This window comes from Thermococcus sp. (genome assembly GCF_015521605.1).
In the GTDB taxonomy this organism is placed as follows: Archaea; Methanobacteriota_B; Thermococci; order Thermococcales; family Thermococcaceae; genus Thermococcus.
The window spans coordinates 1-11855 of sequence record NZ_WANV01000030.1 but is presented as its reverse complement, the minus strand read 5'-3'; the positions used below and the strand labels follow the sequence as shown (position 1 = coordinate 11855).

Annotated in this window: 13 protein-coding genes and 1 CRISPR repeat array; of the genes, 12 read left to right on the top strand and 1 reads right to left on the bottom strand. The window is 49.7% G+C overall.

The genetic code is table 11. The annotated features are described in order from the left end of the window. Positions 1–70: 70 nt before the first annotated feature. From cas6 (F7C11_RS05840) to F7C11_RS05785, 12 genes are all read left to right on the top strand, one after another. Positions 71–847: a CRISPR-associated endoribonuclease Cas6 gene (cas6, locus tag F7C11_RS05840; protein ID WP_297091872.1), complete on the top strand. Its 777-nt coding sequence runs from the start codon at positions 71–73 to the stop codon at positions 845–847. A gap of 293 nt (positions 848–1140) precedes the next feature. Continuing rightward, positions 1141–1488, top strand: coding sequence for a type I-A CRISPR-associated protein Csa5 (csa5, locus tag F7C11_RS05835; protein WP_297091870.1), 348 nt, complete (start codon positions 1141–1143; stop codon positions 1486–1488). Continuing rightward, a complete protein-coding gene (locus F7C11_RS05830) occupies positions 1485–2687 on the top strand; it encodes a DevR family CRISPR-associated autoregulator (protein ID WP_394354842.1) in 1203 nt (400 codons plus the stop codon). Before csa5 ends, F7C11_RS05830 begins: the two co-directional genes overlap by 4 nt. Before the next feature lies 1 nt (position 2688). Continuing rightward, complete coding sequence (gene cas5a / locus F7C11_RS05825; RefSeq protein ID WP_363316545.1) at positions 2689–3432, top strand: type I-A CRISPR-associated protein Cas5a; 744 nt, start codon at positions 2689–2691, stop codon at positions 3430–3432. Further along, on the top strand, positions 3422–4660 hold the full coding sequence (gene cas8a2 / locus F7C11_RS05820; RefSeq protein WP_297091864.1) for a type I-A CRISPR-associated protein Cas8a2/Csx9: 1239 nt from the start codon (positions 3422–3424) through the stop codon (positions 4658–4660). The genes cas5a and cas8a2 overlap by 11 nt, the downstream gene beginning before the upstream one ends. Further along, entirely contained in the window at positions 4657–6225 is a 1569-nt protein-coding gene (gene cas3, locus F7C11_RS05815; protein ID WP_297091862.1) for a CRISPR-associated helicase Cas3', read from the top strand. The genes cas8a2 and cas3 overlap by 4 nt, the downstream gene beginning before the upstream one ends. Positions 6226–6266: 41 nt before the next feature. Next, positions 6267–6884, top strand: coding sequence for a CRISPR-associated endonuclease Cas3'' (locus F7C11_RS05810; protein ID WP_297091860.1), 618 nt, complete (start codon positions 6267–6269; stop codon positions 6882–6884). Continuing rightward, positions 6856–7533: a CRISPR-associated CARF protein Csa3 gene (gene csa3, locus F7C11_RS05805; protein WP_297091858.1), complete on the top strand. Its 678-nt coding sequence runs from the start codon at positions 6856–6858 to the stop codon at positions 7531–7533. Before F7C11_RS05810 ends, csa3 begins: the two co-directional genes overlap by 29 nt. Beyond that, the gene (gene cas6, locus F7C11_RS05800) at positions 7523–8326 is read left to right on the top strand and encodes a CRISPR-associated endoribonuclease Cas6 (protein ID WP_297091854.1); all 804 of its coding nucleotides are present in this window, start codon (positions 7523–7525) and stop codon (positions 8324–8326) included. Before csa3 ends, cas6 (F7C11_RS05800) begins: the two co-directional genes overlap by 11 nt. Beyond that, complete coding sequence (gene cas4 / locus F7C11_RS05795; protein WP_297091852.1) at positions 8292–8825, top strand: CRISPR-associated protein Cas4; 534 nt, start codon at positions 8292–8294, stop codon at positions 8823–8825. Before cas6 (F7C11_RS05800) ends, cas4 begins: the two co-directional genes overlap by 35 nt. A gap of 9 nt (positions 8826–8834) precedes the next feature. Further along, positions 8835–9815 (top strand): type I-B CRISPR-associated endonuclease Cas1b, encoded by a 981-nt coding sequence (gene cas1b / locus F7C11_RS05790; RefSeq protein ID WP_297091850.1) that lies wholly within the window; start codon positions 8835–8837, stop codon positions 9813–9815. A gap of 10 nt (positions 9816–9825) precedes the next feature. After that, entirely contained in the window at positions 9826–10527 is a 702-nt protein-coding gene (locus F7C11_RS05785; RefSeq protein WP_297091848.1) for a PD-(D/E)XK nuclease family protein, read from the top strand. Here F7C11_RS05785 and cas2 read toward each other — a convergent pair. After that, complete coding sequence (gene cas2, locus F7C11_RS05780) at positions 10520–10777, bottom strand: CRISPR-associated endonuclease Cas2 (protein WP_297091846.1); 258 nt, start codon at positions 10775–10777, stop codon at positions 10520–10522. The two genes, F7C11_RS05785 and cas2, sit on opposite strands and share 8 nt — an antisense overlap. 518 nt (positions 10778–11295) lie before the next feature. After that, positions 11296–11855: direct repeats of the CRISPR family, unit length 21 nt; unit sequence GTTGCAATAAGACTCTAGGAG.

The window sequence follows — 11855 nt, the reverse complement described above, 5'->3', positions numbered from 1 at the left end:
CCATGGAAAATCTTATAAGGTCAAAGAACGTACTATTTTTGCCATACGCTGCCCTGTACGGGGGAGGGAAATGGTCAGGTTCCTAATAAGACTCCGTCCGGAGAATGAGCCGTTCCGGATACCCTTCAACCACCAGCACAGGCTCCAGGGTCTGGTATACAGGCGCATCCAGCGCGTGAACCCTGACCTCAGCCTAAGCCTCCACAATCCGAAGGTTCCGAAGCTCTTCACGTTTTCACTGTTCATGGCCGAGAAGAGAGAGCTGGCTGAGGACAAAAGCCATCTGCTCGGCTACGGCCACGGTTTCTTTTACTTCTCAACGGCCGTTCCAGAGATAGCGGAGGCGTTCATCAGCGGCCTGCTCCAGAGGCCGGAGGTAGAGCTCTGGGACGAGAGGTTCGTTGTGGAGGAGATCAAGGCGCTGGCAGAACCCGAAAGGCTGAGCGGAAGGAAGTTCGTGACCCTCTCACCGATAGCCGTGACAACCAAGAGAGTCCAGTTCGGAAAGCCGAGAACCTACGACCTCAGTCCAGCAGAGCCGGAGTTCTACGAGCTGATCAAAGAGAACCTGCGCGAGAAGTATGTTGTCCTGCACGGGAGCGAGCCGCCGGAAGAGTTCGAGATAAAGGTCCTCAACGCCAAGCCCAAGCGCTTCGAGGTCAAGCCCGGAATATTCCAGATCGCGTGGCATCTGGTGTTCCGCGCAAAGGGCGACGAGGGTCTGCTGAAGGTTGGCTACCAGGCCGGATTTGGAGAAAAGAACTCGATCGGGTTCGGGATGGTGAAGGTTGATGGAAAGAAGAATCGCCCAAAGAGTGATTCAGTCGGAGCTAAAAGAGAAATGTAACGAAGAAAAACCAAATCTGCTTGAGACATACAAGCTCATCAAGCATCTAGTCGGCGTGGAGTGATACAAACCTCTGGTGGTGTGGTTTTGAAGTGTTCAGTTATGACCAAACACACCCAGAAAGTGTTTCAGAAGGACATAAATAGAACTCAAGAAAGAAATCTTGTTTCCTGCTTTTAGCTGGCTTCCTTTTGTGTTTAGTTTTTTCTGAACATTTTGCAATTCCTATTAAACAAAAATTAAACGTAAACATTATATAGGAGTAATGTCTTTACTGATTGTGAGGTGGTTTCATGTCCGAGTATGAGGGAATAGTGAAAATGCTGAGGTTCTTCGTACAGACGAAGAACTTTAGCTACGTGGACAGGATTGGGAACGCCCTGAATCCTGAACCCGTGGAAGTGACGCTCCACGAGGCCCTGAGGGCCTTCAGGTCAGTACGAGAGAGCGCCCTTGTGGACAAGGAGGGTAGAAGGCATGTGGAGAAGGACGGGAAAAAGATCCCCGTTCCTGGCATACCTCCCGAGGAGGAAGTTAAGGCTTTTCTCAACGCCGTTCGCTCGGACATAGGGATTGCAAAGCGTGTTGCAACCCTCGCCCTTGCATACCCCTCAAAGAAAGAATCCGGAGGTGATGAGTGATGTTTTTGAGCGTCGGTGTTAGGTTTGAGGCCAACGTCGAGGCATTGAACATGGTGGAGACTGCCGGGAATTACGGCAAGCACAGGCGTGTTCCGTATCTCGTTGAGGAGGATGGAAAGCTCAAGACCGTCTACGTCCCGGCACTGAGCGGTGAGAGCCTTGCCCACGCGTACCAGGAGCACCTTGTGATGGAGGCCCTCTCCCTCAACCTCCCAGTATGTGAGGACTGCAAGAGACATGAGTTCTATAAGTCTATGGACGAGATTCATTTAGCGCCAAAGTTATTCCTGTCGGATACTGTGTTTGAAGAAGTTTTCCAGGATATCCCATCAATCACAACAGGAACGCTCAAACTCTTAGAAGAGGAGCTCCAGAAAGTAAAGAAAGGTAAAAATCCAAAGGAAGAGAGGATAAAACAACTTGAGAAGTACATTGAGCTGATTAGAAACTTCCGAGAATCTAGCAATCCCAGGGATCTCTTTGTTCAGAATAAATCTCTTGCTGCCCAACTCGTTGGAGACTTCATGATTAAAAAGAAGGTGCTGGATCTGAGTCCGTACAAAATAGAAGAAATCATTATCAAAAACTGTGTTATTGAGGATATTGGAGGGTTTATGTACGCTGCCTCTCCACCAGTCAGAAGAAGCTCCGCCTTCCAGGTCAGCTATGCCCTCCCTGTGAAGTCCGTCGCCCTCTTTGCAACCTCTGAACCCCAGCTACACGCAAGGCATGCCCAGATGGACGCCTCAAGCAAGAAGGGCAACGCCTCAGAGCAGATGATCTACTACGTTGAAACCGGCACGGCGCTCTATGGATTCACTTTCAACCTCGACCTCAACGCCATAGGTGTCAGCGCTATAACCTCTGAGTCGATACTCGACAAGGATGAGATAAAGTCTAGGCGTGAGGCTGCTTTGAAGGCTCTGTTCAGAATGCTTTCCTCGGCCCAGTTCGGTGCCAAGCTGTCCCGCTTCTTCCCGGTCGGCGGCATAACTGAGGTAGCAGTGGCCGTTACAGAGCACCCCTTTGTTGTGACATCTCCAATTTACGATGACTACATTGCCAGAACTGAGAAGAGGTTAAAGGTACTAAAGAGCCTCGGAGAGAAGTACCTCTTCACCGTCGCCACAGGCGAGAAGGTCCCCGAGGAGGCACTGAATGAAGCGATGAATTACCTCCGGGAACAGGGAGCCTTCTGAGGTGGTTCCCTTGACTTTCTTTTTAAAGGTCACACTGAGGCCAACAGGAGTCATTGCACTTCGTGCCCTTCCGCAGAGCAAGATGAGAACTGCATTGCGCTACGTCCCACCAACGACCATAGTTGGGGCTATAGCATATCCACTCCTTCACATTGCGGGGAATAGAGCCGAGACTGTCTATGACAAAAAAAAGTTCAAAAGCGCCGCGGAGGAGGTCTTGAATCTCTTTGACTGGGTGACGGTGAAAACCACCGGAAAACCGAGGCTCTACGGAGCACTGTTGAAGATTAACACCGTCTACCGCGGAAAGGTACAGAGTGCGGTCACATCATTCCCCTTCGCCGTGATGTACGGTACAAACGACGCTACCATAACCGCAGTCTATCTCATCAATGAAGAAGAGCTCGCAGGGAGCACTTATCGCCTAGAAGATATCAAAAGGGCTGCGTGGGGTATAACGAGACTTGGCTCAAGGGAATCAGTCGTCAGCGTGGAGGACGTTGAAACAGGTCGCACTGACATAGTAGAGACAGATGTTACAGAGACACCCTACGCGTTCCTATTCAAAGGGCTCGAGGTCAGCGGAAAAGGCACGCTCCAGTCGGTGGTGGACTGGCGCTCCGGGATTGGGGACTACTCAAAGGCAGAGAGAATGGTGATGTTTTATCCCGAAGAGAGCGTCAGGGTTCAGGGACGGCTTAGGATTGCGAGGGTCGGTGAGGAGGTGATTGTCCTTGCTCCTTGAGGCCATGGCGATATACCCCTACGAGGGTCTCACAAGGGAACTGCTCTCGCTCGGATTGTCTTGGGTGGCGATAAACTCTGGGCTTGAACCCGACGCCGAAGAGCTGGCAGATTCCCTTGAGGGTGCCCTTCGCTCCCTTAGGGATAGAGCTAAGGCACATACCTCTAAAATGGGAAGGAACGACAGGAGCTCCTTTGACAAAGTTCTAAATACATGGTTCAACAGGAGCGCTCCTGAAACCTATGGTGAGCTGTTCGAGCTGGTTATCGAGGAGACCGTGAGGCTCATCAGGGAGGGGGTCATTGATCCGAGAGCATCATTGACGATGGTTAGAGTAGATAAAGATGGCACGTATCTTGGCGTCGAATACGATGGCGAAACGTCAAAAATACCTGGAAAAAAACCCAAGGCAGATCATTACGCAATACTGCCGGCTATAATCAAACAACCTGAATACTACGAGCGCCAGAGTGGTTTCTTAACTCCAACTACCGGCCAGAAAGCCCAGATACGCCTCGACCCCTTATGGTTCTCCATCGTTGCGCTGGGGTTCTTCACGGGATTCGCGGGCTTCATTGGAGGCAAGTACTACCTCATGACAAAGCCTGGAGTAGAGGGCCTCTGGCCATATGATGTTGAGGATGTCATTGTAAATGGTCTGCTCCCTCTAACAGAGGCAGGAACCTCTGGCAGGATCTCTCTGAGCACAGAGGAACTCTACGAGATGAAGCTGGCGATGAAGCTCGCCGAGGAGAACAGAATAGTTCCTGAGGAAGTTTATCCCCTTACCCTCCATCTGATTAGTCTTGAGGGACAGGTTTATACGGAACTCAAAACTCTCCAGCTCGATCTATCGGGTCTTAGCAAGTACTTAAACACCTACGTGGGACGCATAAGGGCCCTGAGCACCAGCGGACTGCAGATGACTGTGGAACTGAAAGAAGGAAAAGTAACCGTTCACAAGTACCCCTTGTGGGCGCTCGTGGACATCGCCGAGAAGGAACTTGGCAGGGGCGTGAACGGTGATGGGGAGATGCTGGCTTACATCTTCGTCAAAGACATTTACAGGGCCATCAACAGTGGGAATGAAAGACTCATCGAGGACTCAGTATTCAGACTCTTCCGCCAGGGAAGGGCGCTGCTTGAGGGGAGTGGACGAGCAAGTGGAGAGCTGAGAAAGGTATTGAAGGCCACCATGTGGAGGGAACACCTGGAGGTGCTTCTGTGAGGGCCTACACAGAAGCCGTCAAAAGGCTCGCGAGGGCAAAGGGCTTCGTACCCGAGAGAAGACCCCTTCTGGAGGAGGCGTTTGACTTTTTAACCTCCTCCCCCAGGCCTTTCCTTATCCTAAACGCCCCAACCGGCTACGGCAAAACGCTCCTAAGTTTTGCTCTTGCCATGCATTCCCTGAACGATGCTTCCGTATTTGACAGGGTTATCCATGTTCTCCCGATGAGGTCAATCATAGATGATGTTCAGAAGACAGCGGAGGAAGCATTTGGATTCTCACGAACCAAAATGATGGGATCGAGCGGTGAATTCATGCACCTCTTCCCCTTGAACGTGACTACCGCCGATACTTTCACGTGGGATCTACTGAAACTCAACACCAAAAAGAGGCACATGGTGAAGGCAAGAAAGGAGTTCGGCTATGATTATCTGACCCAGGCTTCAATCCTCACATCACTCGTCATATTCGACGAGGCCCACTTCCTTCTTGAGGACGAGTCAATGGCAACTGCCTTCGACGCTGTAATTGAGTTCCTGACTTCGCAGGGTGTTCCGGTTGTGGTTATGACTGCAACCCTCTCCCGTGGCCACGTCAAGTTCTTTGAGAGGTACGCGATGAAAAACAGATACGATTTCAGAGTCCTCTTGCCTGATAACAACGATCCATTCGTGAATAGGGAGCTTGGAAAGGACATCTCGATTGGGTTCAGAAAAGGAAATCCCCTGAACTTTGTTGAACCCGGAAAAAGAAACGCCGTCATAGTGAATACTGTGGAACGGGCCGTTGAGTTATACAACCGGGCTATCTCAAACTCCCACCTCAGATTTGAGCGCGAGGAAGTAATTCTAATCCATGGAAGAATGACCCCAAGCCACAAGAGAAGGCTTATAGAGCGTCTTCGGGAGCTGAAAAAGAGGAAGTTTCTTCTAATAGGGACCCAGGCAGTTGAAGCGGGAGTCGATTTCTCGGCTGATATTATGATAACCGATGGGGCGCCGATTAACTCCCTTCTCCAGCGCTTTGGAAGACTTGCCCGCCACGCGGGTGATAAAGAAGGCAGGGCAATAGTAATTGAAGACGCACCAACGGGACCGTATCCACAGGAAGAAGTGAAGCAGACCATATATCGTCTCAAGGAAAGTGAGATTCATCCGCGCGTTCCTTCAACGTATGCAGAGATAGTGACGGAAGTCCATGGGTCAAGTGCCAGCTCAGTTAAACGGTTCATTAATCAAAGTCTGAAGGGAAAGCTCGTCCGGCTCATGGCTGACCCATCCAAGAGGGCCACTCACGTTCTTGGGGAGGTTGAAAGACTTGTGTCCAGAGGCACTCCGATTATGAGAGGCTTTCTCGTACCCATCTCTGTTGGAAGCGAAGTAGTGCTCGTAAGTCCGAAGAAGCTCTTCGAGCTTTATTCCAACAAGCTCATTGAAGTGAGAGGCATTAGTTTCGAATTCAAGGAGCTTGGCGATGCTTACCGCGTTGCAAAGGCGATTGCACTCGGCAAGAAAGTTGAGATAGTTTATACCGGAGACTACGACAAGGAGCGTGGTATCTTATGATTCCCTGCGCTTATTTTATGGGTGGAGAGTGCGTTGAAACTATGGAAGACCACATCAGGAGGGGTCTTGAGCTACTAGAGCGACTTTATCTCGAGAGGAATTATGATTCCTTCCTGGGAAGGTTAACGGGCGTCGAACCCGAAGTCGCAGGCAACATTTTGAGAAAGGCCTATGTCCTCCACGACGTCGGAAAGTGTCTCGAAGTGTTTCAAAAAAGAAGGGCAAAATTTGGCTTTCATTGGTTCTATTCGTATCTGGTAGCGAGAACAACTCTTGGTAGGTTTGGAGAGACCGGAGAAATTGCCTCTGTTGCAATTTTACTACATCACCATGACTGGATACTCCGTAAAAGTCCACCAAAGCCAGAGAATTCCAAGCTCTGTAAAGGATGCCTTCATCTGCTCGAAAACATCACTATGGAGAAGCTTTCTCGCGAAATTCCTTGGGTCGAACCACAAGCTGCTTACTCAGAAGCAGAAAGTGTATTCAGAAAGAATACTCGGGCCGTTTACGCCTTTCTCCTGCCAATTGTCTTGGCTGATAACTACGCCGCGGCCTGCAACAGGGATGGAGCAGGAAGTATGCTTGGAAAAGAAATCTTAGAAACCTTGGAGGTAAGGGGGTGGGATCTTGCTGGTTGTCTTCCCAGTAGGCTTTGATGAGAAGTTCATAGTCCGGGCTTTAATGAGGAAACGGGAAGGGATAGACGGCCTAGAACACAGAGACCGGTTGATGGCTATTCTTCCAGAAAATTATGAGATGGAGAGAAAAACGGTGAATGCCCTGGAGGCCATAGAGAGCATAGCATCTCCAATAGTTGGAAAAGAAAACATCATACGCCTTGAGGTTCCCATGAAAAGCGAGGAGATAGTATTGGCAATAAAGAGAGGGATTGAGGAAAATCTGACCTCCGATCGGATTGTCCTTGCCGTTCTGTCTGGAGGAATGAGACCGCTTCTTGTGGGAACATTGCTTGCCCTTTTGGGACTCAAGGACGTCAGAGTCATAGTTGAAAGCGACTTTGAAAACCTCTCCGGTCACATCTCCCTCGAACTTGGCCCCTTCCTTGCCCCCAAAACCAGGAGATGGGAGTTAATACTCTGCGGCCTCCATGAAGAGAAGAGCGTCAGAACCATAGCAGAAGAGCTCGGTGTTTCACCCGCTACTATAAGCAACGAGCTGAAGAAAATGAGTCAATATCATCTCGTGGAGAACGAACGGCCTGATGGGAGGGCTCCAAGATATCACATTACCCGGGCGGGGACCATTTACCTGAAGCTCATGGAGGGCAAGTGCGATGAGACTTGAACTCCTTCTCCGCTTCGAGGAACCTTTCATTATCCCCTACAACTACCCTCATCCACTCTACTCATTTATTATTCACGCCATAGAGTTCGGGGACCCAAGGATAGCAAGGCGCATCCACAACAACAAGAAGGACATCAAGTTCGTTGCCTCCCGTATGTTTCCCGTCGGAGACCGTGAGAAAATAGAAAACGGCCTGCTCGTGAGGTCTGGTGAGGTGGAGCTTTTTGTCAGTTCTCCAGCATGGCCAGTTCTTGAGGCCCTCATCAACGGGCTCGCCTTGGGCAGGAGACGGCTCCACATACTTGGAAAACGCCTTCTCGACGCGGAGGTTGAACATGTAGAAACACCCGAGCGCCTCTCTGGAAGGAAGCTCACAACCCTCTCGCCCGTGAACGTTTACCACAACAATCCACCAAACGGTTTCAGGCAGTGGGACTTATCCCCTGCAGGCCAGCCCAACAGCCCTTTCGAGAACGAGCCCGAAGTGTGGAAGGAACTCGTATTCGAAAATCTCAAGGCCAAATATCTAATGGTTTATGGTGGATCTTACGAAGGAGACTTTGAGATTAAGATCCTGACAAAAATGCCAAAAAGCAAAAGATTTTTCATCAAAAGGGACGAGAAAACAGGAAAGCCCATTTATGCCCGTGCCTGGGAGTTCCACTTCAAAATGTGGGGAGAAGAGGAGTTTCTGCGTGTTGCCTACGACCTTGGGATTGGAATGAGAAATCCCCATGGGTTCGGAATGGTGGGGATCTATGGTCACAGAAACCCAAAAAAGGGGACTTTCTGATTTTGGGTTTTCCTCTCCAATCCGAGGTACTGATATAAACTACCTATTCATATGCCCAACTAAACTCTGGTATTTCTCCCACGGGATCACGATGGAGCACGAAAGCGAACTTGTTGATATGGGCAAGTTCATCCACGAGCAACGCTATGGGCGTGAAGAGAAGGAAGTCTGGATTGGAGGTATTAAGATAGACTTCGTCCGTAATGGGGACATTTTAGAGGTTCATGAGGTTAAAAAGAGTAAGGCCATGGAAAAAGCCCACCGAATGCAGCTGTTGTATGTGCTATATTACCTAAGGAGCCGTGGAATAGAAGCAAAAGGGTTTCTTCATTACCCGGACTTAAATGAGGTCATAGAAGTAAAACTTGATGGGCACGAAGATGAAATCGAGGATGCCATAAATCAGGTGCAGGAGATAAAGAAACTCCCGTTTCCACCAAGAGCAGGGCTCAAACCAATATGCAAAAAATGCGCTTACTATGAGCTTTGTTGGGCGTGAGGTGATGATATGAGGAAACATTCCAAAACAGTCCTTTCGGATGGGACGCTGAGGAAGAGAGAAGGTACATTATACCTGGAAAACAGAAAAGGAAAACTCCCCCTGCCCATAGAAGAAGTTTACGACATCTACATCTACGGCCACGTGAACATAACCTCACAGGCGCTCCATTTTCTCGCTCAGAAGGGCATAGCGGTTCACTTCTTCAACCACTACGGCTACTACGACGGGAGCTTTTACCCAAAGGAGAAGCTTCACTCCGGGGACTTGGTCATCAGGCAGGCTCAGCACTACCTCGACCGGGAGAAGCGCCTTGAGCTGGCGAGACTCTTCGTCAGAGGCTCGGCCCTCAACATGGAGAAAAACCTGAAGCGCTGGAAGGTTGCCGATGGCTTCTCTGACATGTTAGGGGAGCTGTTTGGAGAGCTTGAAGATGCCCGCAGGATAACCGAGGTAATGAACATCGAGGCCAGGATAAGGCAGGAGTACTACGCCCGCTGGGACGAGCACCTGCCGGCGGGCTTCAAGATAGTCAAGCGCACACGCAGACCGCCGGAGAACGAAATGAACGCCCTCATAAGCTTTCTGAATTCGAGGCTTTATGCGACAATCGTGAGCGAGCTGTACAACACCCAGTTAGTTCCAACTGTCAGCTACCTCCACGAGCCAGGCGAAAGGAGGTTCTCCCTCGCCCTCGACCTGAGCGAGATATTTAAGCCAATTATAGCCGACAGAATCGCCAACAGGCTTGTGAAGCAGGGAGTCATCAAGAAAGAACATTTCAGGGAAGACCTCGACGGAATTCTGCTCACGAAGGAGGGAATGAGGAAGGTGGTTGATGCATACAACGCGGAGATGAGAAAGAGTGTGAGGCATCCCGGCCTTAAGAAAAACGTGACGAAGCAGAGGTTAATACGGCTCGAAGCCTACAAGCTCATGCGTCATTTCGTTGGAAGCAGCAGATACGAGCCGCTGGTGGCGTGGTTCTGAGGTGAAGGGTATGGAATATCCAGATGAGATTTCGGAATTTAACGAGCGCATAAAGAGCGCCGTCTCGGGAAAACCGCCGCTGGAAAGAAGGATATGGGTGACATCTCTAAGCCACTGCCTGAGGAGGACTGCCCTTTCCATTTATCTCAACACGTATAATCCTTCGAGGAGCTGGGAGGCCAGAATAGGCTCTGCACTCCATGGATGGCTCGGGGAGGTTGTAAAAGGGGCAGAGTTTGAGGTGCCGGTGGAGTACGAGCTCGGAAACGGTTGGGCTCTCGTTGGAAAGGTGGATGCCGTCAAGGGCGACTACGTTCTGGAGTTCAAGTTCAAGGGTTTTGAGAGAAAGGGGCGTACCGAAAATAGGTCAAAGGACAACAAAAACCGGGATCTTGAGCATGCTGAGCCGCTGAAGGAATGGGTGGAGCAGCTCAACGCTTATCTTGGGATGCTGGGAAAGGAGAAGGGCTACATATACCTCTTCGACAGGAACGGCCTTGAATTCAGGGTATTTCCCGTGGATTTTGATGATAGACTGTTTAAAAGGTTCATAAGGCGGGCTGAGAGGGTTATTGAGGCCGTGGAAGACCTCGAAGATGGAAAGTTCCCAAAATGGATAAAGACTGTCGGAAACAAGAGATGGGTGTGCAACTCCTGCGTATTCCGACCAATATGCGCCAGCATTGACATGGAGTGGCTCAAACCTAAATGACGTCGCTCATCGGATTCTTTTCCATCCCCATTATTTCCCTGGAGGGTCTGGAACGGAGCTTGTATATGATGATCGAATCCTCGTTCTCATCTATGATTTCCCGGAGGGTGGCCTTTATCCTCTCGAACTCGGCCCTGGTAATTTCCCCCTCAAAGACGCTGTTCTGGACCCAGTGAAGATGCTGGCGCAGGAACTTCTTGACCCTGTTTACCCTCCCGACGGCCACGTCGTAGACGACGACCACGTACATCCTCTCACCGAATGCAGTACTAAAAAAGACTTTTAGGGATTGCGATTGTGCGGTATCACGTTTAAATGTCTAAAATACACTAAAAATCCTGATCAGGGAAGCATATTCAAAAATACCAGCCGATTAGTCCGGGGAAAGTCTTAAATAACATCACGTTAGTATGTACCATTCTGTTACTTGTTTTAGCTATAATATAACGAAATTCTTTCGGAACATGCGACAAAACCACAGACTCCCTTAAACACAGCTATACCTGGATAAAACAGGATATTTGGCTGATTAAAGCAGGATAATCGCTGATTTGAGCTGGTAAGCCTATGAAAAAGCTCAGGAACTCACGAGCGTACAGAGAGATCCTCCCAAACGAACCCATGTTCTCCCTCAAGAGGGCATAGAGCTCTGAATGGGGCCCAGCCTAAAGGCCGCGGAGGGCTTCCCAAAGTTCCCTCCAAAGAAAGGCTTATAAAAATAAACACATCCTATTCCTCTATAGGGCAAAAGAAAGCAAAAACCGCCCTGTTGCAATAAGACTCTAGGAGAATTGAAACTATTATGCTCGTAGCGTCTGTCTTCCCTATGGTCACCGTTGCAATAAGACTCTAGGAGAATTGAAACGCATAGGTCACCATCTCCTCAAACTTGCTCAGGGTCGTTGCAATAAGACTCTAGGAGAATTGAAACTTAAACCACCCCCAGGACAGCTTTAAGGTCCTCAATTCGTTGCAATAAGACTCTAGGAGAATTGAAACTACTGACGTTGACCCGGAGAAGGTTGTTTACATCCCGTTGCAATAAGACTCTAGGAGAATTGAAACATCAAAGGGGGCTGGGAGGATACCATCTGTCGCGCCAGTTGCAATAAGACTCTAGGAGAATTGAAACGTTGGCTTCGCCCTGGCCATGATGGGAGTTGTCGGCGCGTTGCAATAAGACTCTAGGAGAATTGAAACGTGAGCTCCGGCGGGATTTTGGACAACCGTTCATTTTGTGTTGCAATAAGACTCTAGGAGAATTGAAACCTCGTTAGCCTGGGCTACTATCTGTTCCCGGTCAGCCTGTTGCAATAAGACTCTAGGAG